Here is a 25,770-nt window from a genome sequence, read left to right as displayed (position 1 = left end):
AAGCAATAACCCGAACGTCATGCAAGAATCAAGCTCCACAACTAATCTATGACAGAGAGGAGCCGGATATGAACGAAAACGAAGCCTTCGCGACGCTGGCCGGCATGGGCATCATGATGCTGGTGGTCGCGGGCGCGCTGGCGCTGGCGGTCAGCATCTTCTACTACCTGACGCTGCACCAGACGATGAACGCGATCAGCGAGGTCAACCGGCCGCTGGCCGGCGGCCTGGTCTGGCTGGCGCTGATCCCCTTCGTCGGCGTGATCTGGTACATGGTCTACATCATCCTGCTGTCCAACGCGCTGAAACGGGAGGCGGCGCAACGCGGCCTGCCCGGCGACGGCGCCGCCGGCGTCAGCCTGGCGCTGGCCATCCTGCTGGCGCTGTGCTTCGTGCCCTACGCCAATCTGATCGCGGTGATTCCCGCCATCGCGCTGTGGGTGATCCACTGGGCGAGGATGGCCGGCTACCGCAAGCTGCTGCAGGCGGCGCAGCCGGCATTGGCGACCTGATGGCAGCGCCGGCGGCATGGCAACGCCGACCTCGTGGGTCGGCGCTGTGCCGTCTGCCTTGTGAGCCGTGGCGCAATAGGTTGGCCGGATAGGCCTGCGGATTTCACGCGGGATGGAGTGAAAGCCTGTTCGGTCTGGCAGGGCGGGCCGGCGGGCGCAACGACAAGAACGGGATGGAAAACCTTGCCGCCTCCCCCGGTCCGCGCTGCCGCGCCGGGAAATCGAAAAATCAGACTATGGCCTGGGCGTGCACCTTCACTTCGCTGGAGAGCTTGTTCAGCGCCGACAGATAGGCCTTGGCGCTGGCGACGATGATGTCGGTGTCGGCGCCCTGGCCGTTGACGATGCGGCCGTCCTGCTGCAGGCGCACGGTGACCTCGCCTTGCGACTCGGTGCCCTTGGTGATGGCGTTGACCGAATACAGCTGCAGCTCGGCGCCGCTGTGGGCGATGCTTTCTATCGCCTTGAACGCGGCGTCCACCGGGCCGGAGCCGCTGGATTCGGCATGGCGCTCCTGGCCGCTCTCGGCGAACACGATGCTGGCCTGCGGCGCCTCGCCGGTTTCGGTGGCGATGCGCAGCGACACGAACTTGTAATGCTCCTGCTCGATCGCCACCATTTCGTCCGACACCAGCGCGTGCAGGTCTTCGTCGAAGATCTCGCGCTTCTTGTCGGCCAGCTCCTTGAAGCGGGCGAAGGCGGCGTTCAGCGCCTCTTCGCTGTCCAGCACGATGCCCAGCTCGGCCAGCTTGGTCTTGAAGGCGTTGCGGCCGGACAACTTGCCCAGCGTCAGGCGGTTGGCGCTCCAGCCCACCGACTCGGCCGACATGATTTCATAGGTTTCGCGGTGCTTGAGCACGCCGTCCTGGTGGATGCCGGACTCGTGGGCGAAGGCGTTGGCGCCGACGATGGCCTTGTTCGGCTGCACCGGGTAGCCAGTGACGGTGGACACCAGCTTGGATGCCGGCACGATCTGGGTGGCATCGACCGCGCTGTCGACGCCGAACACGTCGCGGCGGGTCTTCACCGCCATCACGATTTCTTCCAGGCTGGCGTTGCCGGCGCGCTCGCCCAGGCCGTTGATGGTGCACTCCACCTGGCGCGCGCCGCCCAGCACCGCCGCCAGGCTGTTGGCCACCGCCATGCCCAGATCGTTGTGGCAATGCGCCGACCACACCACCCGGTCGCCGCCCGGCGTGCGGGCGATAAGCTCGCGGAAGAAAGCCTCGGTCAGGCGCGGCACAGCGTAGCCGACGGTGTCCGGCACATTCAGCGTGGTGGCGCCGGCCTTGATCACTTCGCCGAAGATGCGGGCCAGGAAGTCGATGTCGGAGCGCAGCGCGTCCTCGGCGGAGAACTCGACGTCGTCGGTGTATTCGCGGGCGATCTTCACCGCCTTCACCGCCGCGTCCACCACCTCGTCCGGACTCATCCGCAGCTTCTTTTCCATGTGGATGGGGCTAGTGGCGATGAAAGTATGGATGCGGCCGCGCGCGGCCGGCTTGATGGCTTCGCCGGCGGCGCGCACGTCGCGCTCGTTGGCGCGGGCCAGGCTACAGACGGTGGATTCCTTGATCACCTCGGCGATCGCATGGATGGCGTCGAAGTCGCCCGGGCTGGCGGCGGCGAAGCCGGCCTCGATGATGTCCACGCCCAGCCGCTCCAGCTGGCGCGCGATGCGGATTTTCTCTTCCTTGGTCATCGATGCGCCCGGCGACTGCTCGCCGTCGCGCAAGGTGGTGTCGAAGATGTAAAGACGATCGCCCATATTGATAGCTCTCCCTGCTCCCTGTGCCGGCTCGCCGACCAGATAGTCGTTGAAATCAAAGCGCCTGCCCTGGCCGGCGGCCAGCTGCGCCAGTCGGCTCAGCTGCGCCAGCGGCAGGCTGCCGCGTTCCCTCCATTTGTATATCGCCGCCCGGCTCACCTGCTCGTCTGGGAACAACCGGTTCAATTCATCCGCCAGCCGCCCCGGCCCGCCGAAGTCCGCCACCAGTCGTTCTATATCCACTTGCATCGATGTGCTCCTGCAGCATGTTTTACACCACACTAACCAGAGAAGGACATGTCGTCAAATTTAATGCCAGATTTCTGTGTAAAATTCGTCACACCCAATGTCCAAACTACACAAATTAGACATTTAGTAGAATAAATCGGCAATTAGCTATCGAAAACCACCGCCTCCGTTAGCGCTTCCGCCCGTGGACAGCCGATTCGACTGGCGCCGCGCGCCATGCCGTCTCGACAATTGCGCCGCAACATGAATTCAATTAGCATTTGATTATCAAAAACATTATGTTTAACGACTGGTAGCAGCCGGCCCGCCGGATGCTGCGCCGCCCATACCAACTCATAGAGACTGATCGATGCGAAAGCTTGCCTGCCTTGTACTGATGGGAATGCCGCTGATGGCCTGCGCGGAAGGAAACGACGGCCAGACCGGCGGCGGTTTTTCCGGATCGCTGGGCTTGGGCGTCGGCTATTACCGGGTGGAAACCAATTTCTTCAAAACCCCCAGCGATGACCAGCGTTCGATTTCCAGCCTGAATTCATCCCCGGCAACGCAGCATTACGTCACCGGCGTGCCGTCCGCCAACCTGCGCTACGCGCTGCCCGGCAGCGGCACCCAGCTGTTCCTGAGCGTGGAGCCGCTGGCTACGCTGGGCGAGGGCGGCGGCCTGCAAGCCGGCGTGCGCCAGACGCTGCCGGGCGCCGGCACCCTATCTGCCGCGCTGAAATACGACCAGGCCAGCGTCTGGCGCGACCCCTACGCGCTGAATACCGAGCGCAGCGACGACAAGCTGAAAACCTACGGCTTCGCGTTCGGCTGGCACGGCATCATGGAAACGCCGTTCAGCGCCAGCTTCAGCTACGGCAAGGTCAAGATGAACCAGGAGCAAAGCGGGCAGAACCTGGGGCTGTCGGCGGCGAACCAGGCCCTGCTCGACCGCAACGGCAAGCAATACGGCGCGCAGCTCGCTTACACGCTGAAACTGGATCCGGCCGGACAGCAAAGCCTGAGTCCGGCGTTGATTTATGTCCGCAACGATCTGGACGGCAAGGCGATGAGCACCACCCGCAGCGGCCTGCAACTGGCCTATGCCTACAAGGGCGACCTCAATGAGCTGAGCGCCGCGCTGGCCATCGCCCGCACCGGCTACCAGGCCGGCAATCCGATTTTCGCCGGACGCAAGGCCGACAGCGACGACTACCTGCTGACCGCCACCTACACCCGCAAGCAGCTGTTCGGCGCCAAGGCCTGGTCGGCCTTCGTCAGCGGCGTGTATGGCCAGTCCAATTCCGACATCAGCTTCTTCGACGCCCAGGCCCGCGCGCTCAACGTCGGCATCGGCTACCGCTTCTGACCCGCTACCGGCCGCAGCCCGGCGCCAGTCCGGACTGCGGCCGCGCCCCGCCTCAAACCGGCAATGCGCAACGCCATGCGTTATAATCCGCCGTTTACATTAAATATTTTGAGAACGCCCGTGTCCGAGCGCCTGTTTGTATTGTCCCAGCACGTGATGCCCAAGCTGGCCCTCACCCGTTTCGCGGGATGCGTCGCCGGCTGGAAGGGCGGCAGCCTGACCACCGCGCTGATCCGCCGCTTCATCGCCCGTTACAACGTGGACATGAGCGAAGCGCAAAACAGCGACCCGGCGTCCTACGCCAGCTTCAACGATTTCTTCACCCGCGCGCTCAAGCCCGGCGTCCGCCCGCTCGCCGACGCGCGACAGGTCTGCCCGGTGGACGGCGCGGTCAGCCAGTTGGGGGCGATAGACAACGGCCGCATCTTCCAGGCCAAGGGCCGCGACTACAGCGCCACCGCGCTCTTGGCCGGCGACGCCGAACTGGCCGCCCGCTTCGCCGACGGCCACTTCGCCACCATCTACCTCAGCCCGCGCGACTACCACCGCATCCACATGCCCTGCGCCGGCCGGCTGCTGGAAATGACTTACGTGCCGGGCGAGCTGTACTCGGTGAACCCGGCCACCGCCCGCGGCGTGGATAGGCTGTTCGCGCGCAACGAGCGCGTGGTGTGCCTGTTCGAGGACGAGCAGGGGCAGCCGTTCGTGATGGTGCTGGTGGGCGCCACCATCGTCGGCAGCATGGCCACCGTCTGGCACGGCGTGGTCAACCCGCCGCGCCGGCCGGCGCTGGAGAAATGGGATTACCGCAGCCAGGACATCCGCCTGGCCAAGGGCGAGGAAATGGGCCGCTTCCTGCTCGGCTCCACCGTGGTGCTGCTGTACCCGGCCGGCCCGCTGCGCTTCAACCCGCAATGGCAGCCCGCCAGCCCGGTGCGGCTGGGCGAGAAAATGGCCGACTGAGCCAACATCCACAACGGCGCGCCAGCGCCGTTTTTTTTGCGCCCGGCAGCCCTGCCACGTCCCTGTCATCCGCGAACTGCGTTCCTGCTTACGTAAAAATAACTATCAAGTAGGAATACTTGATTGCCTATCCAAAAATGACAAGGCACGCCCGGCTCATGCCGCCGGGTCGGCAATCGATCAACGCCGGAGGCAGCCATGCACATCACCGATGTTTTGCGCAAAACCATCCACAACCCCGCCACCTGGAGTCAGCAGGAGCTGTACGACAATCTGCAGGCCGCGGTGGACGTGGAGCTGTGGACCATCCCGCTGTACCTGACCACCCTGTATTCGATGCAGGGCTTGAACGCCGACGATCAGCAGGCCTATCCGGGCGTGGCCAAGCTGATCGAAAGCGTGGTGATCCAGGAAATGCTGCACCTGGAGCTGATTTCCAATCTGTGCAACGCGCTGGGCTACGCGCCGCGATATCCATTCCCCAGCTATGAAGAAACCGAGGGCATTCCCTTCCTCAAACCCGACGTGCCGCCGCAATACGCCGGCTATCAAGTCAAGCTGGGGCCGCTGGACATCAACCAGCTCAAGCTGTTCTGTGTGATCGAGTTGCCCGAGCCGCCCGGCAAGCCGGACTGGAACAAGCAAACCCGCTACAACTCGATAGGCGAGCTGTACCAGGCGCTGGAAATCGCCGTCAAGGTGCAGTGGAAAGACCTGTACGTCGGCGCGGCCGCCAACACCAAGCAACAGGCCAACTTCACCGACTACGCGCAGAAAAACCAGCACGGCGCCGGTTTCAGCCAAACCATCAACAGCCTGGAGCAGGCGCTGGCGGCGATGCAGGCCATCGTCAAACAAGGCGAAGGCAACCGCGCCACCGCGGAAATCCCGCCGCGCGACCAGCCGCCGGCGGAAAATCCGGCCAATTACGACCCCAGCGATTTCGATCCGGCGCAGAGCCATTTCCTGAAATTCAATGAAATCCTCGACATCCTGCGCCTGGGGCTCACCCCCTGGATTCCCGCCGTCTACCCGCTGATTCCCCGCCCCGACAAGCAACAACTGGCGGAGCAGGAAACGGCCCAGCGCCAATTGCAGGCCGGCTTCCGCGCCTTCATGGCGCAACTGCAAACCGGCTTCAACACCGCGCAGCCCAATCAGCAAATGCCGGGCAGCTTCTACAACAGCATGTTCAATCTGCAGAACCTGATCACCGCGGTCTGGCAAACCGGCGCGGTGCCGGCCTTTCCCAGCGAGTGAGCCGGCCAGCCGCCGCCATGAAAAAAGCCGGGCATCGCCCGGCTTTCTGTTTGCCAACCCGTAAACCGATGGGTCAGTTCTTGGACTGGTCCACCAGCTTGTTCTTGGCGATCCACGGCATCATCGCGCGCAGCTCGGCGCCGACCTTCTCGATCGGGTGGGCGGCGGTCAGACGGCGGCGGGCGGTCATGGACGGGTAGTTGGTCTTGCCTTCCAGGATGAACATCTTCGCGTATTCGCCGCTCTGGATGCGGTACAGCGCCTTCTTCATCGCTTCCTTGGTGGCGGAGGTCACCACTTCCGGACCGGTCACGTACTCGCCATACTCCGCGTTGTTGGAGATCGAGTAGTTCATGTTGGCGATGCCGCCTTCGTACATCAGGTCGACGATCAGCTTCAGTTCATGCAGGCACTCGAAGTAGGCCATTTCCGGCGCGTAGCCGGCTTCCACCAGCGTCTCGAAGCCGGCCTTCACCAGCTCGACGGCGCCGCCGCAGAGCACGGCCTGCTCGCCGAACAGGTCGGTCTCGGTTTCCTCGCGGAAGTTGGTTTCGATCACGCCGCCCTTGGTGCCGCCGTTGGCCGCGGCGTAGGACAGCGCCACGTCGCGCGCCTTGCCGGATTTATCCTGGTAGACGGCGATCAAGGTCGGCACGCCGCCGCCCTTCAAGTATTCGGAACGCACGGTGTGGCCCGGGCCTTTCGGCGCCACCATGATCACGTCGACATCGGCCGGCGGCACGATCTGGTTGTAGTGGATGTTGAAGCCGTGGGCGAAGGCCAGCGCCGCGCCCTTCTTCAGGTTGGGGGCGATGTCCTTGTGGTAGACGTCCGGCTGCGATTCGTCCGGCAGCAGGATCATCACCACGTCGGCCTTCTTCACCGCCTCGGCCACTTCCTTGACCTTGTGGCCGGCCGCTTCGGCCTTCTTCCACGACGCGCCGTCCTTGCGCAGGCCTACGATGACGTCGACGCCCGATTCCTTCAGGTTCTGCGCGTGGGCATGGCCCTGCGAGCCGTAGCCGATGATGGCCACTTTCTTGCCCTTGATGATGGAGAGGTCGGCGTCTTTGTCGTAATAAACTTTCATTTCTTTGTCCTTGGTATTGGTTTGCCAAGGGGCTTGCAGCCCCCTGCTTAAATTTTCAGAACCCGTTCGCCTCGACCGATGCCGGATGCGCCGGTACGGACCGTTTCCAGGATCACTGTGCGGTCCACCGCCTCGATAAAGGCGCCGAGCTTGTCGCTCGTACCAGTCAGCTCGATGGTGTAGGTCTTTTCCGTCACGTCGATGATGCGGCCGCGGAAGATGTCGGCCATCCGCTTCATCTCCTCGCGGTCCTTGCCTACGGCGCGGACCTTGATCAGCATCATCTCGCGTTCGATGTGTTCGGATTCGTTGAGGTCTATCACCTTGACCACCTCGATCAGCTTGTTGAGCTGCTTGGTGATCTGCTCGATGACTTCGTCGGAACCGTGGGTGACGATGGTCATCCGCGACAGCGTCGGGTCCTCGGTGGTGGACACTGTCAGCGAATCGATGTTGTAGGCGCGGGCCGAAAACAGCCCCACCACGCGGGACAAGGCGCCCGCTTCGTTTTCCAGAAGTATGGATAAGATGTGTCGCATGCCGGCCGCCTTAGCACATATTGCCGTAGTCACGGTTGTTCTCGAAAGGCACCTGCTGGATGTCGCGCATGTGCGGCGGCAGGTCCATCTCATCCAGCCCCTTGCCGTTCTGGATCATCGGGAACACGTTTTCCGACTGGTCGGTGCGGAAATCCAGGAACACCAGACGCTCCTTCAGCTTGTCGCTGAACGCCTCGCGCAGCACCGGCTCGACGTCGGCCGGGCTCTCCACCTTGAAGCCGACGTGGCCGTAAGCCTCGGCGATCTTGACGAAGTCCGGCAGCGCGTCCATGTAGGACTCGGAGTAGCGGGTGCCGTAGAAGAACTCCTGCCACTGCCGCACCATGCCCAGGTAGCGGTTGTTCAGCGCCACCACCTTCACCGGGGTGTGGTACTGCTTGGCGGTGGACAGCTCCTGGATGTTCATCTGGATCGAGCCCTCGCCGGTGATGCAGGCCACCTGGGCGTTGGGGTTGGCCAGTTGCGCGCCGATCGCCGCCGGCAGACCGAAGCCCATGGTGCCGAGGCCGCCGGAGTTCAGCCATTGCTTGGGGCGGTCGAACTTGTAGTACTGCGCCGCCCACATCTGGTGCTGGCCGACGTCGGAGGTGATGATGGCCTGGCCGCCGGTGATCTCGTACAGCTGCTGCACCACCATCTGCGGCTTGATCAGCTCGCTGGACGGCGTATACAGCAGACAGTCGTGGCCGCGCCATTCCTCAATCTGCTTCCACCACTGGTTCAGCGCCGAGCCATCCGGCTTCTGGCCGGACTGCTTCAGCTGCTCCAGCATTTCCTTCAGCACCAGCTTGACGTCGCCGACGATGGGTATGTCGGCGCGCACGCGCTTGGAGATCGACGACGGGTCGACGTCGATGTGGATGATCTTCTTGGGACGGCCGAGGAAATGCGACGGCACGCTGATCACGCGGTCATCGAAACGCGCGCCGATGGCTACCAGCACGTCGCAATGCTGCATCGCCATATTGGCTTCGTAGGTGCCATGCATGCCTAGCATGCCGAGGAACTGGCGGTCCGAGCCCGGATAGGCGCCCAGGCCCATCAGCGTGTTGGTGCACGGCAGGTTCAAGGAGCGCACCAGCTCGGTCACCTCGGCCTCGGCGCGGCCCTGCACCGCGCCGCCGCCGACATAAATGAAGGGACGCTTGGCCTCAAGCAGCAGGTTGACTGCCTTCTTGATTTGTCCGCTGTGCCCGCGGGTGGCCGGCACGTAGGAGCGGATGTGCACGCTTTCCGGGTAATGGAATTCCGCGCGCTGCTGGGTGATGTCCTTCGGGATGTCCACCACCACCGGGCCAGGCCGGCCGCTCTTGGCGATGTAGAACGCCTTCTTGATGGTGGCGGCGATCTCGTTCACGTCCTTGATCAGGAAGTTGTGCTTCACACAGGGACGAGTGATGCCCACCATGTCCACTTCCTGGAACGCGTCCAGGCCGATGGCCGGCGACGGCACCTGGCCGGAGATCACCACCATCGGGATGGAGTCCATATACGCGGTGGCGATGCCGGTGACGGCATTGGTCGCGCCGGGACCGGAGGTCACCAGCGCCACGCCCACCTTGTCGCTGGAGCGCGAGTAGGCGTCGGCGGCATGCACCGCGGCCTGCTCGTGCCTGACCAGCACGTGTTTGAACTTGTCTTGCCGGAAGATGGCATCGTAGATTTCCAGTACCGCGCCGCCCGGATAGCCGAATACGAATTCGGCCCCCTCTTCCTGCAGGCAGCGGACTACTATTTCGGCGCCCGATATCTGCATATCGCCTCTATTTCATGTTGATTTCATCCCGTTTGCTCAAAGACCTTAGCGTATTGCTCAAACCATGGTCAAGCGATTTTGTGCAGGTGCAAAAAAGCGCTAAATCACGGTTATTTCAGGAGAAAAACTCGTACTAGCCTAGCGATTCCTGCTCTGTTACCATCGCAGGTTGGCATCAACCTGAAACGCACAGATGGCAAGCCGCAAGGAAATGGCCGACTTTCTGCAGTCGGTGGAAAAACGCGCCTTCAAGCAGGCGCTGTACGCGGTGCGCCAGGAAGACAATGCGCTGGACATCGTGCAGGACTCGATGATGAAGCTGGCCGACCGCTACGCGCACGCGCCTGCCGACGAACTGCCGCTGATCTTCCAGCGCATCCTGCAGAACACCATCCGCGACCACTACCGACGCAGCAAGGTGCGCAGCTTCGTCAGCACCCTATTGTCCTCGCTGATCCCCACCCATGCCGAGGACGACAGCCCGGATCCGCTGGAAACCCTGGACGTGGCCGCCGACGAGGCGCACACCAATCCTGAGCAGTGGTACCAGCGCAAGGAAGTGGCGCAGATGATAGACGCCTCCCTGCAGCTCCTGCCCGCCCGTCAACGCGAGGCCTTCCTGCTGCGTTACTGGGAAGGACTGGATGTTGCCGAAACCGCCCAGGTGATGGGGTGCTCGGAGGGCAGCGTGAAGACGCATTGCTCGCGCGCCAACCACACCCTGGCCGCCATTCTTGCGCAAAAGGGAGTACTGCTATGAATCACGCCAACGATAGCCAAGGCGACCATTTGCCGTCCCACATCACCCGCATTCTGGACACCCCCACCGCCGAACCCACCCACGCCCAGATGGAGCGCCTGAAAGTCGCCCGCGCCCGCGCGCTGCAGCGCTTCGACCAGCGCGCCGCCGAACACATCAGCCTGCAGGAAAGACTGGCGATCTGGGCACAGCGCCATACGCTGCTGCTCAAGCGCGGCGGCGCCGCGCTGGGCTTCGCCGTGGTCACCGGGGCCGGCCTGATGCTGCTGGACGGCCTGCTGGTGGAGAGCGAAGCGGTCGACGCCGCGGTGCTGTCGCAGGACCTGCCGCTCAACTCCCTGCTGGAGCCCAATTTCAGCCGGGGGCTGCATGAGTAAGACCAGACGCCTGGCCTGCTCGCTGGGCCTGGCCAGCCTCTTCGCCGCCGCCTTGGCGCAAGCTTCTCCCCTGGCGGATCCCCGCTGGGATCAATTGAACAGCGAACAGCAGCAGGTGCTGTCGCCGCTGGCGGCGGAATGGAACCGTTACGCGCCCAACAAGAAGCAGAACCTGCTCGCCATCGTCCCCCGCTTCATCGACCTGCCGCCCAAGCAGCAGCAAAGAGTGCGGCAGCGGCTCAAGGCCTGGTCGGAGCTCAGCCAGCCGCAACGCGACGAGATCCGCGCCAACTGGAAAAAATTGCAGCAGCTGCCGCCCGAGCAGCGCGAGCGCGTGATGCGGCGCCTGCGCGAGGGCGGCGCCAAACCGGAAACCCCGCAATAAGATGAACGACTTTCCCGTCCCCAGCCTGCTCCGCTGCCTGGCCAGCCTGTGCTACGAAACGCTGGTGCTGGTCGCCATCATGCTGCTGGTCGGCGCCGCGCTCACGCCGCTGCAGTTGGTGCTGGGCCAGGATTCGGCGCTGCTGCACGCGCTGATCCAGCTGGGCGTGGCCGCCGCGCTGTTCGCCTATTTCGGCTACTGCTGGACCCGCAGCGGCCAGACCGTGGCGATGAAAACCTGGCATATCCGCCTGGTGGCGGCCGATGGCCGGCTGCTTGGCTGGCAGCAGGCGCTGATGCGCTTCGCCATCGCCGCCATGCTGTTCGTCGGCCTGCCGGTGGTGTCCTACCTGGGCTGGCAACGCAGCTACGGCGACCATCCCGCCGTCAAATGGCTGGCGCTGATCTGGTGGCTGCTGCCTTTCCTCGCGCGCTACTACGACAAGGACAAGCGCCATCTGCACGACCGCCTGGCCGGCACCCGCCTGCTGGTGCTGCCCAAGCCGCCGCGCCGCTAGTCATCCCCGCAATTGCGGCGCGTCGGCCGCGAAGTCCAGCAGCGCGTCCAGCACCGCCCGCACCCGCGCCGGCAGCGCGCGCCGCTGCGGCCACACCGCGTAAACCGGCCGGGCGGCGATCTCCCACTGCTCCAGCACGCGCACCAGCCGCCCTTCCGCCAATTGCCGGTGGCAGATGCTGAGCGGGCTGACCGCGATGCCGGCCCCCGCCTCCGCCAGGCGGCGCGTCAGCAGCATGTCGTTGGCCTGCAAATCGGGCTCCGCCGGCCAGGCGGCCTCCTCGCCGGTTTCCGCATGCCGCAGCCGCCAACGCTCAAACGGCTCGGCCAGCAGCAAGCGGTGCGCCGCCAGATCGGCCGGCCGCTCCAACTTGCCGTGCGCAGCCTGATAGTCCGGCGCCGCCACCAGCATGGTGCGCACCATGCCGACCTTGCGCTGCCGCAGCGCGGCGTCCGATTGCTCCCCCACCCGCAGGGCCAGATCGGCCATGCCGCTGTATAAATCATCCAGGCTGTTGTTCAGCTTCAATTCCAGCTTGAGCCGCGGATGCTCGCGCAGCAGGCGCGTCCACACCGGCAGCAGCATGTCGTTGGCCATGCTCAGCGGCGCCAGCAGCCTCACCACGCCCTCCACCCGGTTCAGCATTCCATCCAGCGCGGCCGTTTCCCGCCGCAGCGCCGCCAATAGCGGCTTGCAGCGCTCGTAGTATTGCCAGCCCTCGTTGGTCGGCGCCAGCCGGCGCGCGCTGCGGTTCAGCAGCTTGCAGTCCAGGCCCGCCTCCAAGGCCTGCAGGCGGCGGGTCAGGGTCGGCGCCGGCATCCCCAGCCGCTTGGCCGCCGCGTTCAGGCTGCCGGCATCCACGATCGCCACGAATAGTTCCAGATCATCCAGCATGATTGCAAAAACGGAATTTGAGATTGATTTTTTGATTCTATTTTCATAATCCATGTTTGGCTAGACTGCGTTCATCCAATCGAAACCAGCCAAACCATGAACCCGACGCCGCGCCCACGCCTGCCCCTTTCGACGCGGATGCCGCTGGGCCTGGCCGCTGCCGGGGCGCTTCGATCCATCCGCCGACGGCGCTTCGGCCCATCACGCAACAGGAGCAAGACCATGAGAGTCGATTACACCCAACTGTCGCCCAAGGCTTACCAAGGCCTGCTGGCCTGCAAGAACGCGCTGGCGGAAAGCCCGCTGGGCCTGCCCTTGATCGAATTGGCGTATTTGCGGATCGCCCAGCTCAACGGCTGCGTGTTCTGCCTGAAACTGCACAGCCATGCGCTGCGCCGCAGGGGAGAAAGCCAGGAGAAGCTCGACGCGCTGGCCGGATGGGATGTGGCGGAAGAAAAGCTGTTCACGCCGCGCGAAAGAGCCGCCATCACCTGGACCGAGGCAGTCACCCGCATAGGCGAAAGCCGCGCGCCGGACAGCGTCTACCTGCCGCTGCGCGAACACTTCAGCGACGCGGAGATTTCCGACCTGACGCTGGCCATCGCGCTGATGAACGCCTTCACCCGCGTCGCGGTGGCGGTGCGGCAGTAAGCTTCAGCCTGAATGGGCCGGGTGCCACACCAGCACCCGGTTCGCCGCCGGCAGCCATGCCCGCAGCGTCAGCAAGGCCTGTTGCCGGGCCGCGTCTTCGGCAGCCGCCGGAGACAACGCCAGCAAGTCCAGCGCCTTGCGGCAATCGCCCAGATCATGCCATTGCCAGCGGCCGCCCTGCCACGGCGCGAACAGGTTCAGCCAGTAAGTGGCCGGGTCGATGTCCTGCAGCACATTGCCGCTGAAGGGCAGATTGATCTGCGGCGCGAAAATCCAGAACCAGGGAAAAGGCATGCGGCCTCCATGCGGAAGGCGGCAGGCCCGGATGGCCGCGCCGCCTCCGCTTGGTATAAGGCCGCGCGCGGCCAGGCGAAATACGTGCAAACACGATGCGCGGCGCTTATCCACAGCTTTGGCCATGGCGCGGACTTATCCACAAAAAGGCGCAGCCGCCTCGCCTGGCCCCGCGCCCCAGCCCGATTTACGCCGCGCGGCGGTACACCTCGCGGCCGGCGACATAGGTGGCCGCCACCGCGCGGTCGTCGCCCAGCATCATCTGCACGAACAGAGCCTCCGACAAGTCGCGCGCGTAGCGCATGCGGAAATCCAGCAGCGGGGTGGAGCGCAGGTTCAGCACCGCCAGGTCGGCCTCCATGCCGACCGCCACGCTGCCCACCTTGTCGGCGATGCCCAGCGCCTCGGCGCCGCCGCGGGTGGCCAGATAGAAAGCCTGCGCGGCCGACAGTGGCTTGCCGTGGCTTTGCGCCGCCATATAAGCGGCGTTCATCGTCTGCAGCATCGAGAAGCTGGTGCCGGCGCCTAGGTCGGTGCCCAGCCCCACCGCCACCGGCCGGTCGCCCAGCACGCAGCGGCGCAGGTCCAGGCTGCCGGAGCCGAGGAAGAAATTGGAGGTCGGGCAATGCGCCAGCGAGGCGCCGCTGGCGTGGAACATCTCCAGCTCGGCGTCGGACAAATGAATGCCATGGCCATAGACCGCGCGCGGCCGCAGCAAGCCGTAGCGCTGATAGACGCTGGCGTAATCGCGGCAGCCGGGGAACAGCGCTTTGACCCAGGCGATCTCGTCGAGGTTTTCCGAGATGTGCGACTGGATCGGCACGTCGGGAAACTCCGCCGCCAGCGCGCCCAGCATTTCCAATTGGCCATGGCTGGACGTCGGCGCGAAGCGCGGGGTGATCACGTATTCGGCGCGGCCCCGGCCGTGCCAGCGCTGGATCAGCGCGCGCGAATCCTCATACGCGGTCAGCGGCGTGTCCAGCAGGGCGTCCGGCGCGTGGCGGTCCATGCACACCTTGCCGGCCAGGATGCGCAGGTCTATCCGCGCCGCTTCCTGCAACAGCATCTCCACCGAGGCGGAGTGCACGGTGCCGAACACGCAGCCGGTGGTGACGCCGTTGCGCAGCTGCTCGGACAGGAACACCTGCGCCACTTCGCGCGCGTGCACTTCATCGGCGAAGCCCTGCTCGGTGACGAAGGTGTAGTGATGCAGCCAGTCCAGCAGCTGCTCGCCGAAGGCCGCCATCATTTCGGTCTGCGGATAATGGACGTGGCAGTCGATGAAGCCCGGCAGGATCAGGTGCTCGGGGTAATGCGTCAGCCGGACATCCGGCGTCAGCGTCGGCAACAGCTTGGCCGCCGGCCCGCATGCCGCGATGCGGCCGTTTTCCATCACCACCAGCGCGTCGCGCTGGAATGCCAGGCTGTCCTGCTCGGCCTCCCGGAACGGGTTGCCCCGGAAAGTCAGCACATCGCCGCGTACTGCTGTTTTCAAGCTTCGCTCCCGCCGCGTCAGGCGGCCTTGTCGCGCCGGTGCGGAAGCCTCGGCGCATTTATCTTCACATAAAGAATCTTCATGTATAAATATAGCCGCGTTTCACGCCTCTGGCAAATCCGCCGCCGCGGCGCAAGCGCCAAAGCGCTGATCTTCAACAACTTGTCTTTAGATGAAGATAGTATATTTTCAAGTCGTGATACTCTTGCGCCCGAACCCGTTTGCCGCGTTTACCTTTGGATCAGGAACCAGCAGCATGCAGCAAGTACCAGACCAGATTGACCGTATCGTCGCCCTGTGGAACGAGGTCCGCCCCGACCTGGACACCTCGTCCACCCAAGTCATCGGCCGCATCGTGCGGATGGAATACTTCATCACCCGCCGGGTGCTGCAGGACTTGTCCCGGCACAATTTAAATGTAGGCGAATTCGACGTGCTGGCGGCGCTGCGCCGCGGCGGCGAGCCCTACCAGCTGTCGCCCAACCAGTTGCAAGGCATGGTGCTGATTTCGTCCGGCGCGCTGACCAACCGCATCAACCGGCTGGAAGAAGCCGCGCTGGTCAGCCGCTCGCCCGATCCGGACGACCGCCGCGGCGTGATCGTCACCCTCACCGCCAAGGGCCTGCAGGTGATAGAAGACGCCGCCGGCCACCACCTGGCGGCGGAGGCGGAGCTGATGGAAATGCTGGACGCCGACGAGCGCGACACGCTGGCGCGGCTGCTGAAGAAGATGCTGCAGGCGCAGGAAGACTGATTCCGCGAACAGGCCGCCCCCGGGCGGCCTTGATTTCGCCCTTCGCCCGGCAAGACGACGCCACGCCGCTCACCCCAAGAGCAGCGCGCAGTTGGCGGCCAATATCAGCCAGAACAGACCCCAGCCGCAGACGACTACCCAGCGCGGCGCGGCGTGCGCGCCCATCAGCGCCCTGTCCCCGGTCATCCGCAGCAGCGGCCACATCGCCAGCGGCAGCTGCAGGCTCAGCACCACCTGGCTCCACACCAGCAGCGGGCCGACGGCACTCTCCCCCCACCAGCCGATGCCTCCCGCCGCCGGCAGCAAGGCCAGCGCGCGGGTGATCAGCCGCCGCTGGTAGCACGGAATGCGGATCTTGAGGAAGCCGTCCATGATCACCTGGCCGGCGACGGTGCCGGTCAAGGTGGCGCTTTGGCCGGCGGCCAGCAAGGCGACGCCGAACAGCAACGCCGCCAGCGAGCCGGCCAGCGGGCGGATCAGTTCGTGGGCGTCGGCGATGTCGGCCACCGCGGTATGGCCGGCGGCATGAAAGGCGCTGCCCGCAAGCACCAGGATGGCGCCGTTGACCAGCATCGCCAGCAGCAGCGAGGCGATGGTGTCGATCCGGCACAGCAGCAGCGTCTGCCGCAACGCGCCGTCTCCCCCCTCCACCCGCCGGGTCTGCACCACCGACGAATGCAGGTACAGATTGTGCGGCATGATGGTGGCGCCGACGATGCCCAGCGCCAGCACCACGGCCTTGTCCATGTCGTGCGCCGGCAAGCTGGGCGCCAGGCCGGCCGCCACCGCCGGCCAATGGGTATCCAGCAGCGCCAGTTGCGCCAGAAAGCACAGGGTGATGGTGGCGATCAGCCCCAGCACGATGGCCTCCAGCTGGCGAAAGCCCCGTCCCTTCAGCCCCAGCACGATCAGCGTGTCGAACGCGGTCAGCGCCACGCCCCACAGCAGCGGCACGCCGAACAGCAGTTTGAACGCCAGCGCGCAGCCCAGCACTTCGGCGACGTCGCAGGCGACGATGGAGACTTCGGCGCTCAGCCAGTGAAGCAGGCGGCCGGCGCGGCCGTAGCGCGCGGCGCTGGCCTGCGCCAGGTCCATGCCGGTCACCAGCCCCAGCCCGGCCGCCAGCATCTGCAACAGCATCGCGGCGATGCCGGACAGCATCACCACCCACAGCAGCTGGTAGCCGAAGCGCGAGCCGGCCTCGATGTCGGTCGCCCAGTTGCCCGGGTCCATATAGCCGACCGCCACCAGCAGGCCGGGGCCGGCGAAGCGGCGCAGGCGCTGGCTGAACGAGGCGCGCGCGTCTATGCGTATGCTGCCGTTGACCTCGGCCGGGCAGAACGGCGCGGTGGCGGTGGTGGGGAGGGAGAACATGGGGGCCGCGGGGAGAGTTCAGTTCCCCGCCAGCATAACGCGGATCAGCGGGCGCGCGGCAGATTGTCGCCGACCGCCTGCAACGCCGGCGGCGCGCTCCAGGACCACTGGCGCTTCCAGGCGCCCATCACCTGCCCCGGATATTCCGGCTTGCCCAGGCTGCCGTTGTAGCGGCCAAGCGCGCGGTAAAGATTGCCGTGCTCGATGTCGAGATAGTGGCGCAGGATGGTGCAGCCGTAACGCAGGTTGGTGGTCAGGTCGAACAGATTGTGGCGCGGATCGCCGATGTGGCGCACCCAGAACGGCATCACCTGCATCAGGCCGCGCGCGCCGGGGCTGGAGAGCGCGTATTTGTTGAAGCCGCTCTCCACCTGGATCAGTCCCAGCACCATCTGCGGATCCAGGCCGGCGCGGGTCGCCTCGTACTGGACCGCGGTGAGCAGGCGCTCGCGCATCCAGGCGTCGGGAATGCGCTTTTGCAGCCGCGCCGACATCTCGGCGAGCCAGGCCTGGCCGACGCGGGGATCGTCGAACACCAGCCTGGGCGCGTTGACGTCGGAAATCGAACGGCTCATCGCCGAGGCGACATTGGCCGACAGGGCCTCCTCCTTCTGCGCGCCGGCCCGCGCCGGCGCGTGCAGCAGCGCCAGGCAGCAGAACAGCGGGAGGAGGAGGCTCGTCTTCATCAGGCCAGCTTGGAGAGGACATGCTCCAGAATAGCATCGGCGGCGACGGCGGTGGCTTCGCTGTCGCGGCGGTGCTGGTACTCGACCTTGCCTGCCGATAGGCCGCGGTCGCCGATGGTGACGCGGTGCGGCGCGCCGATCAGCTCCCAGTCGGCGAACATCGCGCCCGGGCGCTCGCCGCGGTCGTCCAGGATCGCGTCGACGCCGCGGGCCAGCAGGTCGGCCAGCAGCTTGTCGGCGGCTTCCTTCACTGCTTCGGAGCGGTCATAGCCGACCGGGCAGATCACCACCGCGAACGGGGCGATGGCATCCGGCCAGATCATGCCCTTGTCGTCGTAGTTCTGCTCGATGGCGGCGCCCAGGATGCGGGTGACGCCGATGCCGTAGCAACCCATCTCGAACGGTTTCGGCTTGCCGTCTTCGTCCAGGAAGGTGGCGTTCATCGCCACCGAGTACTTGGTGCCCAGGTAGAACACGTGGCCGACTTCGATGCCGCGCTGGATCGCCAGCACGCCCTGGCCGTCCGGCGACGGGTCGCCTTCCACCACGTTGCGGATGTCGAACACTTCCGGCTCGGCGCAGTCGCGGCCGAAGTTGGCGCCGGTGTAGTGCTGGTCGTCCTCGTTGGCGCCGATGACGAAATCGGCCATCTTGGCGACGGTGCGGTCGGCGATCACTCGGCCCTTGAAGCCCACCGGGCCCAGCGAGCCGGGGTTGGCGCCGAAGGCGTCGCGGATGGCGGCCGGGCTGGCGAACGCCAGCGGGTTCTTGATGCCGGCGATCTTCTGCGCCTTCACCTCGTTCAGTTCGTGGTCGCCGCGCACCAGCATCAGCACGGCCTCGTCCTCTTCGCCTTCCACCACCACCGCCTTGACGGTCTGTTCGATGTCGATCTTGAGGAAATCGACCAACTCGGCGATGGTCTTGACCTTGGGCGTATGCACCTTGGCCAGCGCGGCCGCGGCCGCGGCGCGCTCGCCGGCCGGGGCCACCGCCTCGGCCAGCTCGATGTTGGCCGCGTATTCGGAAGCGGGGCAGTAGACGATGGCGTCTTCGCCGGTATCGGCGATCACCTGAAACTCATGCGAGCGGTCGCCGCCGATGGCGCCGGTATCGGCCGCCACCGCGCGGTAGGTCAGGCCGAAGCGGTCAAAGATGCGGCGGTAGGCGGCGTACATATTGTCGTAGCTCTTGCCGGCGTCTTCGGCGCTGCGGTCGAACGAGTACGCGTCCTTCATGGTGAATTCGCGGCCGCGCATCACGCCGAAACGCGGACGGCGCTCGTCGCGGAACTTGGTCTGGATCTGGTAGAAGTTCTTCGGCAGCGCGCGGTAACTGCGCAGCTCGCGGCGGGCGATGTCGGTGATCACTTCCTCGGCGGTCGGCTGCAGCGCGAAATCGCGCTCGTGGCGGTCCTGGAAGCGCAGCAGCTCGGCGCCCATCGCATCCCAGCGGCCGGTCTCCTGCCACAGCTCGGCCGGCTGCACCACCGGCAGGCTCACCTCGATGCCGCCGGCGCGGTTCATTTCCTCGCGGATGATGGCTTCCACCTTGCGCACCACGCGCAGGCCCATCGGCATCCACGAGTAGATGCCGGCTGCCTGCTTGCGGATGAAGCCGGCGCGCATCATCAGCTTCTGGCTGGTGATGTCGGCGTCGGCGGGGGCTTCTTTCAGCGTGGAGATGAAAAACTGCGATGCGCGCATGGTGCGTCCTTGGAATTCGGCTAAATGGCTTCGATTGTAGCGTTGACAGGGGCTGGCGGCCAAGCCTCGGCGGCGACGCGCGCCGGCTCGCACAGCTTTTGGCCAGTTGTTGCAGTACAACAATCGTGCGCGCACCGCGGACGCCTGCGCTTGGCTCGCCCCGGCGTCTGGAGTAACCTGCGCGCAGCCGGACCGTTTATGGCTTTTTTATTCCGCCTCCATCATCAACAATGAGGGGATGGCGGCAGCCATCGACGCCCCTCCGGGTCCCCACGCCGCTGCGGCAGCGCCAGCAGCGACGCATAACCGTTATGGAAGCTTATGCAGGATCACAATAAACAGGCGATGGCTGGCCTGACCCTGGCCGCGCTCGGCGTCGTCTACGGCGACATCGGCACCAGCCCGCTCTATACCTTGCGCGAGTGTTTCGTCAGCCAGAGCATCCCCACCACCCCGGACAACATCTTCGGCATCCTGTCGCTGATCTTCTGGTCGCTGATCTTCGTCGTGTCGATCAAGTACGTGGCCTTCGTGCTGCGCGCCGACAACCGCGGCGAAGGCGGCATCATGGCGCTGATGGCGCTGGCCCGCCATTACACCACCCATGCCGCGCGCTGGAAGATCGTCATGCTGGGGCTGTTCGGCGCGGCGCTGTTCTACGGCGACGCCATCATCACCCCGGCGGTGTCGGTGCTGTCCGCCGCCGAGGGCATGGAAGTCATCTCCTCCGGCATGGAGGCCTACGTGCTGCCGGTGGCGGTCGGCGTGCTGGTGGGGCTGTTCCTGCTGCAAAAGCACGGCACCGCCAGCGTCGGCCTGCTGTTCGGTCCGGTGATGATGGTGTGGTTCGCCATCCTCGGCATCCTCGGCCTCAACCAGATCCTGCAGCAGCCGGCGGTGCTGCAGGCGCTGAACCCCTGGCACGCGTTCGCCTTCCTGCACCAGCACGGCTTCCACGCCTTCCTGACGCTGGGCTCGGTGGTGCTGGCGCTGACCGGCGCCGAGGCGCTGTACGCCGACATGGGCCACTTCGGCAAAACGCCGATCCGCCGCGCCTGGTTCGCGCTGGTGCTGCCCGGCCTCGCGCTCAACTACTTCGGCCAGGGCGCGCTGTTGATGCGCGATCCGGCCGCCATCAAGAACCCGTTCTTCCTGCTGGCGCCGGACTGGGCGCTGCTGCCGATGATCGTGCTGGCCACGCTGGCCACGGTGATCGCGTCGCAGGCGGTGATTTCCGGCGCATACTCGCTGACGCGCCAAGCCATCCTGCTGGGCTACTGCCCGCGGCTGGAGGTGAACCACACCTCGGAGAAGGAAATCGGCCAGATCTACATGCCCTTCATCAACTGGGCGCTGCTGATCGCGGTGCTGGTGGTGGTGCTGACCTTCAAGAGCTCGTCCAGCCTGGCCGCCGCCTACGGCATCGCCGTCACCGGCACCATGCTGATCACCACCATGCTGTTCTTCGTGGTGGCGCGGGTCAACTGGCGCTGGCCGCTGCCGCTGGCGCTGGGCATCACGCTGCTGTTCGGCGTGATCGACACCGCCTTCTTCGCCGCCAACATCCACAAAGTGGCCGACGGCGGCTGGCTGCCGCTGGTGATGGGCATGGCCATCTTCACGCTGATGAGCACCTGGAAGCTGGGCCGCGAGCTGCTGTTCAAGCGCCTGCGCGAACAGGCGCTGCCGCTGGACGGTTTCATCCAGAACCTGGAAGCCTACCCGCCGGCGCGGGTGGAAGGCACCGCGGTGTTCCTGACCAGCACGCTGCACGGCGTGCCCCACGCGCTGCTGCACAACCTGAAGCACAACAAGGTGCTGCATGAGCGGGTGGTGCTGATGACGGTGCGCACCGAGGACGTGCCCTATGTGGCCGAAGACGAGCGGCTGGAAGTGGTGCAGATGTCGGCGTCGTTCTGGCGGGTGGTGGCGCGCTACGGCTTCAAGGAAGATCCGAACGTGCTGCAGGTGATGGAAATGTGCGCGAAGGAAGGCTTCGAGCTGGAGCTGATGGACACCTCGTTCTTCCTGTCGCGCGAAACCATCGTCCCCACCGAGCGGCCGGGCATGGCCCGCTGGCGCGAAAAGTTGTTCGTCTGGATGAGCAAGAACGCGATGCGCGCCACCGACTTCTTCCAGGTGCCCACCAACCGGGTGGTGGAGTTGGGCGCCCAGGTCGAACTGTAAGCCCGGCGGCCATCGCCAGGCTGTTTGCCGCGACGCGCCGCTTCCGGCGCGTCGCCCGCTTGCCCGCTGCTAGCGCCTGGCCACCCGGCGCAGCGGGCTCTCCCGCCGCGCGCCCCAGCACAGATATTGCTCGTACGCCGTGCAGAAGGCGGCCAGCACCTGCGCGATGGTCATCGGCCAGATCCTCTCCGGCAACGGCTGCACCCCCATCAATATCGGCCATTCCACATTGTCCGGCGGCATCAGGTCGCGGCGTTCGGTCGCCAGCAGCCTGGCGTCGGCCATCGCCAGCATCGCCCGGTCCTCTCCCGACAGGCTGAGGCCGAAACGGGCTTCCACCGCCGCGCCCACCCGGCCCTGCAGCGGCGAGCGTTCGTAGGAGTCCGCCCTCACCACCTCGCCGGCGTAGGCCTTGGCCGCGCCGTACAGCAAGCCGGCCAGTTGCAGCCGCGGCGGCAGGATCTCCGCCATCCGGATCGCATGCTCGGCCTCGCTGTAGAACTGGCGGCAAGCGCCGCCGAAGCGGCACAGATGCGCCAGATGATGGGCGATGTCGGCGATGTCGATATCGTCGGGCCGCGGGTCCAGCACATTGAGATAGCGGCCGGACACCGTCTGAATAAATGCATTTCTCATCAACCGCTCCATTGACTCGGCCCGCCGGCAGGCAGGCCTGCTTCACGCCCATTCCCGCGCCCGGCCGCGCCGCCGATGCCCGCATGAGCGCCATTCCGCCTCGGCCGGCCACGCGGCGCGGCGACGAAATTTATTTTGATTTAATAATTGAAATAATTAATTCCAATAGAATAGAATCGGTTCGCCCCAAATAACCGAATCTCCAGCGCCATTCATGCAACCACGCTGGCGATAAAGCCTCCATTGGAATGAACTCCGGTGTTCCGCCGACGTAAAACATTCAGGAAGAATGGCGACGGATGCCGAATATGTTCTAAGAAAGACTAATAAAACAGAAACTTGCTATGACACCAGTCATAAACCCGAAATTTAGCACAGCGCCGAACTGATTTTCCAGTGCCATTCCGGGCAGGATATTCGCGACGCTTCAATTAACGTGAATTTCTAAATTCGTAATATCGAAATTAAAACCTATTCTTGATGAGGATTCGTGTCATGCACGCAAAAGACCTCCCTAAAAACAATACTTCGCTGAATGAATTCAAGCTGAAGGCCATCAAGAAAATTCACGATCAAAAACTCACCATCAGCGCGCTGGCCCGAATGACCGGCATCAAGCAGTCCACTTTGCACAAGGGCTTGTTCGAAGAAAGGGAATTATCGTTCAGCAATGCCCACGCCATCGGCAACGCGCTGGACATCAGCCTGTCCGGCCATGGCGCCGCGCCGGGCCGGATGGCGCCGGTATTGACCCATTTGAGCCAGCTGCCGTCCTTGCGCGGCCCGGGCCTGCCGATATGGGATGAATACGTGCTGCTGCAGCATGCGCCGGGCGAAGGCGAAGCCGTTCTGGCGATAGACCGCTCGCTGTTCCGCCCCGCGCTGTTTCCGGCCCGCGCCGTCGTGCTGGTGCAAACCGGAGAGCGCGACGGGGCAAACCTGGTGTACCCGCACCACGACGCGCTTTGCCTTGGCGACAACGGCAAGCCGCCGCTGGGCAGAATCATCGGCATCACCTTCAGGAAAAACCAATGAGAACCATCAGAGAACTGGCCGGCAAATCGCTGGCCGCGGTCGACCCCATCGTCATCCTGTCCTTTTTGATCCTGATTTCCGCGATTGTGTCCAATCTGACCTCATACAAGGTCATCCAGATTTTCGGCACGGAAGCCAGCCTGGGCACCTTCACCATGCCCATCATCCTGATGCTGCTCAACCCCATCGCCGAGGTCTACGGCAAGAACCGCTCCAACCAGATCCTGTTCGCCACCTGCCTCGCCGAGATCGTCTTCGCGGTCTCCTTTACCGCGCTCAGCCAGTCGCAGCGCGACTGCGGACTGCTGCCGCTGGCCGAACGCGACCACTGCGCGGCGCTGAACCAAAGTTATGTGCTGATCAGCGAACATATCGTCAGGGGCTCGATCTCGTTCGCGCTGGGCTGCCTGATAGGCAGCCAGTTCAACACCCGTTTCCTGCTTTACCTGAAACGGCTGTGGTCCAGCCGCTTCTACTTCGTCCGCGACGTCTTCTCCTCGGTGATAGGCGAGGTGGTCTACACCGCCATCTGCTTCATGATCGCCTTTTACGGCGTGTTCCCCTTCGCCACCATCGTCAAGATCTTCGCCTTCAGCCTGATGTTCAAATTCTCGTCCACCGTGCTGCTGTCCTGGATTTCTCAATACATCGTCCAGTTGCTGTACCGCTACCAGGCCTGGCTGGAGCCGGCGCCGTCCAGCAAGAAAATCAAATTCTCCTCGCGCTACCTGCAAGTATGAAACCCATCGTCCTTGATCACCGGCCCCGCGCCGGCCAAACCGCCGCCGCGCCATTGTTCGCGCTGGAAAGCAATTACGACTACACCCGCAAATACCGCCGCCAATCGCGGCGGGTGGAGCGGGCGTCGCTGACGCTGCTGTTTTTCGCCGACCGCGTCATGCTGCTGCCGCGCAGCGCCAACGGCCTGGCCATGCTGCGGGCGCTGGCGGAGCGGCTGCCGCTGCGGCGCGACGGCGACGCCTTCAGCCTGGCGCTGGACGCCAGCGCGCCGTTGCGGCGGCGGCTGGCGCAGCTGCTTGGGCTGCTGCAGCCGTTCCAGGCCGATGCCTGCTTCGGCCTATACGGTTTCTTCACCTACGAGCTGCTCCATGCCGAACTGGGCCTGCCCTGCGATTTGCTCGGCCTGTTCCACCTGCCGGAGCAGTTAAGCGTAGACGGCCAGCCGCATGGATACTTTGTCGACCCCGAAGCCGACGACGGCCCGGCGCCGCCGCCCGACCTGGCGCGCTTCATCGATCTGGACCGCTTCGCCGCCGGCCGCAACGCCGAGCATGGGCCGATGTACCGCGCCGCCAGCCAGCAAATCGCCGACGGCCAAGTGCGCTCGGTCAACCCCAGCTTCGCCATCCGCCGCCCCACCGCCCGCAGCGCCTACCAGATTTACCAGGCGCTGCAGGCGAAAAACCTGGCGCCGTACAATCTGTTTTTCGACGCCGGCCCCTTCCAGCTGGCCGGCGCGTCGCCGGCGATGTTCCTGCGCATCCGCGGCGGCCGGGTGGAGACCAGCCCGATCTGCGGCACCGTCGCCCGGGGCCGCGACGAAACGGAAGACCGCGCGCAGATCGCCAAACTGCTGGCTTCGGAGAAAGACGATTTCGAACTGGCGGAATGCGTGCGCGCCGACCTGGCGGCCAAACAGGCCAGCTGCCGCGACGCGACGCTGCTGGCGGCCAAGGAAATAGAGAAATTCGCCAACGTGTTCCACACTTCGGCGCACGTGGCGGCCACGCTGCGGGAAGGATGCACGGCGGCCGACGCCATAGCCGACCACCTGTGGCCGGCCACCATCCTGGGCACGCCGGCCGCCGCCGCCGCGCGGCTGCTGGCCGAGCATGAAAGCCGCCACTGGTACGGCGGCGCCTTCGGCTATCTGACCGCCGCCGGCGAAGTCGACCTGGGCACCATTATCCGCAGCGCGCTGCTCCGCGACGGCGTCGCCACCACCCGCGTCGGCAGCACCCTGACCCGCCATTCCAGCGCGCTGGCTGAGCAACGCGAACTGGAAGCCAAGGCGGCGCTGATCCTGGGCGTGCTATGAAAGCGCTGACGATAGAGGACATCAGCGGCGAGGCCATCACCATCCGGCTGGTGAACACCGCCAAAACCTACCGGGTCGGACTGGACCGGCCGGTGCGGCTGCAGGATATCCGCGGGCTGGCCAAGGACGAGATTCTGCTGGCCGGCGTGGTGGCCGGCAAAGTGGCGCGCGGCAATGCCGCGCTGCTGGCGCAGTACGACTTCAGCCAGGTCGCCATAGCCGGCGACTTCCGGCTGCAAAGCGTCATTTTCGACCAGAATGTGGCCTTCGTCGCCGACGAAAACGCCAGGATCGCCATTCCCTACCGCGACCTGCCCAGCAATCTGGACGTGATCGGCAAGCTGTCCGACGAGCTGGCCTTCTACATCGGCTTCCTGTACGCCGCCTTCACGCTGCCGGACGAGGAGCTGACCTTCCAGGATCACCCCCGTCCCTACCTGACGCTGAAATAGCG

General features: G+C 65.0%; 26 protein-coding genes. 15 read left to right on the top strand and 11 right to left on the bottom strand.

The window, feature by feature from the left end:
• Window positions 1-68 precede the first annotated feature (68 nt).
• Window positions 69-512: a hypothetical protein gene (locus U6115_RS02885; RefSeq protein WP_043578338.1), complete on the top strand. Its 444-nt coding sequence runs from the start codon at window positions 69-71 to the stop codon at window positions 510-512.
• A gap of 229 nt (window positions 513-741) precedes the next feature.
• On the opposite strand, the gene U6115_RS02880 is transcribed toward U6115_RS02885, so the two are convergent.
• Window positions 742-2,529, bottom strand: a complete 1,788-nt coding sequence (locus U6115_RS02880; RefSeq protein WP_043578335.1) for a 2-isopropylmalate synthase — start codon at window positions 2,527-2,529, stop codon at window positions 742-744.
• A gap of 349 nt (window positions 2,530-2,878) precedes the next feature.
• Between U6115_RS02880 and U6115_RS02875 the strand changes: the two genes are divergently transcribed.
• The 3 genes from U6115_RS02875 to U6115_RS02865 all read left to right on the top strand — a co-directional run bounded on the left by U6115_RS02875 (window position 2,879) and on the right by U6115_RS02865 (window position 6,100).
• Window positions 2,879-3,877: a DUF2860 family protein gene (locus U6115_RS02875; protein ID WP_080509358.1), complete on the top strand. Its 999-nt coding sequence runs from the start codon at window positions 2,879-2,881 to the stop codon at window positions 3,875-3,877.
• A gap of 120 nt (window positions 3,878-3,997) precedes the next feature.
• Window positions 3,998-4,840 carry an archaetidylserine decarboxylase gene (gene asd / locus U6115_RS02870; protein WP_043578328.1) on the top strand — a complete coding sequence of 281 codons (843 nt, stop codon included), beginning with the start codon at window positions 3,998-4,000 and terminating at the stop codon, window positions 4,838-4,840.
• A gap of 198 nt (window positions 4,841-5,038) precedes the next feature.
• The gene (locus tag U6115_RS02865; RefSeq protein ID WP_052258218.1) at window positions 5,039-6,100 is read left to right on the top strand and encodes a ferritin-like domain-containing protein; all 1,062 of its coding nucleotides are present in this window, start codon (window positions 5,039-5,041) and stop codon (window positions 6,098-6,100) included.
• Between the two features lie 73 nt (window positions 6,101-6,173).
• Here the strand turns inward: U6115_RS02865 and ilvC are convergent, their stop codons facing one another.
• The 3 genes from ilvC to ilvB are packed head-to-tail and all read right to left on the bottom strand — an operon-like array spanning window position 6,174 to window position 9,506.
• Entirely contained in the window at window positions 6,174-7,229 is a 1,056-nt protein-coding gene (gene ilvC, locus U6115_RS02860) for a ketol-acid reductoisomerase (RefSeq protein WP_255361839.1), read from the bottom strand.
• Window positions 7,230-7,237: 8 nt separating this feature from the next.
• A complete protein-coding gene (gene ilvN, locus U6115_RS02855; RefSeq protein WP_011134142.1) occupies window positions 7,238-7,729 on the bottom strand; it encodes an acetolactate synthase small subunit in 492 nt (163 codons plus the stop codon).
• 10 nt (window positions 7,730-7,739) lie between these two features.
• Window positions 7,740-9,506 carry a biosynthetic-type acetolactate synthase large subunit gene (gene ilvB, locus U6115_RS02850; RefSeq protein WP_043578322.1) on the bottom strand — a complete coding sequence of 589 codons (1,767 nt, stop codon included), beginning with the start codon at window positions 9,504-9,506 and terminating at the stop codon, window positions 7,740-7,742.
• Window positions 9,507-9,699: 193 nt separating this feature from the next.
• On the opposite strand from ilvB, the gene U6115_RS02845 reads away from it, so the two are divergent.
• Genes U6115_RS02845 through U6115_RS02830 form a run of 4 tightly spaced genes read left to right on the top strand, consistent with a single transcriptional unit; the run spans window position 9,700 to window position 11,545 of the window.
• Entirely contained in the window at window positions 9,700-10,266 is a 567-nt protein-coding gene (locus U6115_RS02845; RefSeq protein ID WP_043578319.1) for an RNA polymerase sigma factor, read from the top strand.
• Entirely contained in the window at window positions 10,263-10,643 is a 381-nt protein-coding gene (locus U6115_RS02840) for a DUF3619 family protein (RefSeq protein WP_043578316.1), read from the top strand. Before U6115_RS02845 ends, U6115_RS02840 begins: the two co-directional genes overlap by 4 nt.
• Entirely contained in the window at window positions 10,636-11,028 is a 393-nt protein-coding gene (locus U6115_RS02835) for a DUF3106 domain-containing protein (protein ID WP_043578313.1), read from the top strand. The genes U6115_RS02840 and U6115_RS02835 overlap by 8 nt, the downstream gene beginning before the upstream one ends.
• A 1-nt stretch (window position 11,029) precedes the next feature.
• On the top strand, window positions 11,030-11,545 hold the full coding sequence (locus U6115_RS02830; protein ID WP_043578310.1) for an RDD family protein: 516 nt from the start codon (window positions 11,030-11,032) through the stop codon (window positions 11,543-11,545).
• Here U6115_RS02830 and U6115_RS02825 read toward each other — a convergent pair whose 3' ends face one another.
• The gene (locus tag U6115_RS02825; RefSeq protein WP_043578307.1) at window positions 11,546-12,439 is read right to left on the bottom strand and encodes a LysR family transcriptional regulator; all 894 of its coding nucleotides are present in this window, start codon (window positions 12,437-12,439) and stop codon (window positions 11,546-11,548) included.
• A 222-nt stretch (window positions 12,440-12,661) separates the two neighbouring features.
• On the opposite strand from U6115_RS02825, the gene U6115_RS02820 reads away from it, so the two are divergent.
• Window positions 12,662-13,090 carry a carboxymuconolactone decarboxylase family protein gene (locus U6115_RS02820; protein WP_043578304.1) on the top strand — a complete coding sequence of 143 codons (429 nt, stop codon included), beginning with the start codon at window positions 12,662-12,664 and terminating at the stop codon, window positions 13,088-13,090.
• A gap of 3 nt (window positions 13,091-13,093) precedes the next feature.
• Here the strand turns inward: U6115_RS02820 and U6115_RS02815 are convergent, their stop codons facing one another.
• A complete protein-coding gene (locus U6115_RS02815) occupies window positions 13,094-13,384 on the bottom strand; it encodes a hypothetical protein (RefSeq protein ID WP_043578302.1) in 291 nt (96 codons plus the stop codon).
• Between the two features lie 187 nt (window positions 13,385-13,571).
• Window positions 13,572-14,879: a guanine deaminase gene (gene guaD, locus U6115_RS02810; protein ID WP_043578299.1), complete on the bottom strand. Its 1,308-nt coding sequence runs from the start codon at window positions 14,877-14,879 to the stop codon at window positions 13,572-13,574.
• Between the two features lie 256 nt (window positions 14,880-15,135).
• Here guaD and U6115_RS02805 point away from each other — a divergent pair, with 256 nt between their 5' ends.
• On the top strand, window positions 15,136-15,633 hold the full coding sequence (locus tag U6115_RS02805; RefSeq protein WP_043578296.1) for a MarR family winged helix-turn-helix transcriptional regulator: 498 nt from the start codon (window positions 15,136-15,138) through the stop codon (window positions 15,631-15,633).
• 69 nt (window positions 15,634-15,702) lie between these two features.
• On the opposite strand, the gene U6115_RS02800 is transcribed toward U6115_RS02805, so the two are convergent.
• Genes U6115_RS02800 through U6115_RS02790 form a run of 3 tightly spaced genes read right to left on the bottom strand, consistent with a single transcriptional unit; the run spans window position 15,703 to window position 19,399 of the window.
• Window positions 15,703-17,007: an Nramp family divalent metal transporter gene (locus U6115_RS02800; protein WP_043578293.1), complete on the bottom strand. Its 1,305-nt coding sequence runs from the start codon at window positions 17,005-17,007 to the stop codon at window positions 15,703-15,705.
• A 44-nt stretch (window positions 17,008-17,051) separates the two neighbouring features.
• Window positions 17,052-17,693, bottom strand: a complete 642-nt coding sequence (locus tag U6115_RS02795) for a lytic transglycosylase domain-containing protein (protein ID WP_043578290.1) — start codon at window positions 17,691-17,693, stop codon at window positions 17,052-17,054.
• Window positions 17,693-19,399, bottom strand: coding sequence for a proline--tRNA ligase (locus U6115_RS02790; protein WP_043578287.1), 1,707 nt, complete (start codon window positions 19,397-19,399; stop codon window positions 17,693-17,695). The genes U6115_RS02795 and U6115_RS02790 overlap by 1 nt, the downstream gene beginning before the upstream one ends.
• Before the next feature lie 321 nt (window positions 19,400-19,720).
• Between U6115_RS02790 and kup the strand changes: the two genes are divergently transcribed.
• A complete protein-coding gene (kup, locus tag U6115_RS02785; protein WP_043578284.1) occupies window positions 19,721-21,586 on the top strand; it encodes a low affinity potassium transporter Kup in 1,866 nt (621 codons plus the stop codon).
• Window positions 21,587-21,655: 69 nt separating this feature from the next.
• Here the strand turns inward: kup and U6115_RS02780 are convergent, their stop codons facing one another.
• On the bottom strand, window positions 21,656-22,222 hold the full coding sequence (locus tag U6115_RS02780) for a hypothetical protein (protein ID WP_043578281.1): 567 nt from the start codon (window positions 22,220-22,222) through the stop codon (window positions 21,656-21,658).
• A 495-nt stretch (window positions 22,223-22,717) separates the two neighbouring features.
• Here U6115_RS02780 and U6115_RS02775 point away from each other — a divergent pair, with 495 nt between their 5' ends.
• The 4 genes from U6115_RS02775 to U6115_RS02760 are packed head-to-tail and all read left to right on the top strand — an operon-like array spanning window position 22,718 to window position 25,768.
• Window positions 22,718-23,257, top strand: coding sequence for a helix-turn-helix domain-containing protein (locus tag U6115_RS02775; protein ID WP_043578278.1), 540 nt, complete (start codon window positions 22,718-22,720; stop codon window positions 23,255-23,257).
• Complete coding sequence (locus U6115_RS02770; protein ID WP_043578275.1) at window positions 23,254-23,997, top strand: queuosine precursor transporter; 744 nt, start codon at window positions 23,254-23,256, stop codon at window positions 23,995-23,997. Before U6115_RS02775 ends, U6115_RS02770 begins: the two co-directional genes overlap by 4 nt.
• A complete protein-coding gene (locus U6115_RS02765; protein ID WP_043578272.1) occupies window positions 23,994-25,316 on the top strand; it encodes a chorismate-binding protein in 1,323 nt (440 codons plus the stop codon). Before U6115_RS02770 ends, U6115_RS02765 begins: the two co-directional genes overlap by 4 nt.
• Window positions 25,313-25,768, top strand: a complete 456-nt coding sequence (locus U6115_RS02760; RefSeq protein ID WP_043578269.1) for a hypothetical protein — start codon at window positions 25,313-25,315, stop codon at window positions 25,766-25,768. The genes U6115_RS02765 and U6115_RS02760 overlap by 4 nt, the downstream gene beginning before the upstream one ends.
• Window positions 25,769-25,770 lie beyond the last annotated feature (2 nt).

Origin of the sequence: Chromobacterium subtsugae (assembly GCF_035919665.1) — a bacterium.
In the GTDB taxonomy this organism is placed as follows: Bacteria; Pseudomonadota; Gammaproteobacteria; order Burkholderiales; family Chromobacteriaceae; genus Chromobacterium; species Chromobacterium subtsugae.
This window is presented reverse-complemented; position numbering and strand designations above follow the sequence as displayed.

Bases quoted from the DNA above. Each gene is read 5' to 3' on its own strand.
- U6115_RS02875 (WP_080509358.1), top strand. From the start codon at position 2,879: ATGCGAAAGCTTGCCTGCCTTGTACTGATGGGAATGCCGCTGATGGCC.
- U6115_RS02780 (WP_043578281.1), bottom strand. From the start codon at position 22,222: ATGAGAAATGCATTTATTCAGACGGTGTCCGGCCGCTATCTCAATGTG.
- U6115_RS02845 (WP_043578319.1), top strand. From the start codon at position 9,700: ATGGCAAGCCGCAAGGAAATGGCCGACTTTCTGCAGTCGGTGGAAAAA.
- U6115_RS02825 (WP_043578307.1), bottom strand. From the start codon at position 12,439: ATGCTGGATGATCTGGAACTATTCGTGGCGATCGTGGATGCCGGCAGC.
- U6115_RS02885 (WP_043578338.1), top strand. From the start codon at position 69: ATGAACGAAAACGAAGCCTTCGCGACGCTGGCCGGCATGGGCATCATG.
- ilvN (WP_011134142.1), bottom strand. From the start codon at position 7,729: ATGCGACACATCTTATCCATACTTCTGGAAAACGAAGCGGGCGCCTTG.
- kup (WP_043578284.1), top strand. From the start codon at position 19,721: ATGCAGGATCACAATAAACAGGCGATGGCTGGCCTGACCCTGGCCGCG.
- U6115_RS02865 (WP_052258218.1), top strand. From the start codon at position 5,039: ATGCACATCACCGATGTTTTGCGCAAAACCATCCACAACCCCGCCACC.
- U6115_RS02840 (WP_043578316.1), top strand. From the start codon at position 10,263: ATGAATCACGCCAACGATAGCCAAGGCGACCATTTGCCGTCCCACATC.
- U6115_RS02775 (WP_043578278.1), top strand. From the start codon at position 22,718: ATGCACGCAAAAGACCTCCCTAAAAACAATACTTCGCTGAATGAATTC.
- U6115_RS02795 (WP_043578290.1), bottom strand. From the start codon at position 17,693: ATGAAGACGAGCCTCCTCCTCCCGCTGTTCTGCTGCCTGGCGCTGCTG.
- U6115_RS02880 (WP_043578335.1), bottom strand. From the start codon at position 2,529: ATGCAAGTGGATATAGAACGACTGGTGGCGGACTTCGGCGGGCCGGGG.
- U6115_RS02800 (WP_043578293.1), bottom strand. From the start codon at position 17,007: ATGTTCTCCCTCCCCACCACCGCCACCGCGCCGTTCTGCCCGGCCGAG.
- U6115_RS02790 (WP_043578287.1), bottom strand. From the start codon at position 19,399: ATGCGCGCATCGCAGTTTTTCATCTCCACGCTGAAAGAAGCCCCCGCC.
- U6115_RS02805 (WP_043578296.1), top strand. From the start codon at position 15,136: ATGCAGCAAGTACCAGACCAGATTGACCGTATCGTCGCCCTGTGGAAC.
- U6115_RS02830 (WP_043578310.1), top strand. From the start codon at position 11,030: ATGAACGACTTTCCCGTCCCCAGCCTGCTCCGCTGCCTGGCCAGCCTG.
- U6115_RS02765 (WP_043578272.1), top strand. From the start codon at position 23,994: ATGAAACCCATCGTCCTTGATCACCGGCCCCGCGCCGGCCAAACCGCC.
- U6115_RS02835 (WP_043578313.1), top strand. From the start codon at position 10,636: ATGAGTAAGACCAGACGCCTGGCCTGCTCGCTGGGCCTGGCCAGCCTC.
- U6115_RS02760 (WP_043578269.1), top strand. From the start codon at position 25,313: ATGAAAGCGCTGACGATAGAGGACATCAGCGGCGAGGCCATCACCATC.
- U6115_RS02815 (WP_043578302.1), bottom strand. From the start codon at position 13,384: ATGCCTTTTCCCTGGTTCTGGATTTTCGCGCCGCAGATCAATCTGCCC.
- ilvB (WP_043578322.1), bottom strand. From the start codon at position 9,506: ATGCAGATATCGGGCGCCGAAATAGTAGTCCGCTGCCTGCAGGAAGAG.
- U6115_RS02820 (WP_043578304.1), top strand. From the start codon at position 12,662: ATGAGAGTCGATTACACCCAACTGTCGCCCAAGGCTTACCAAGGCCTG.
- U6115_RS02770 (WP_043578275.1), top strand. From the start codon at position 23,254: ATGAGAACCATCAGAGAACTGGCCGGCAAATCGCTGGCCGCGGTCGAC.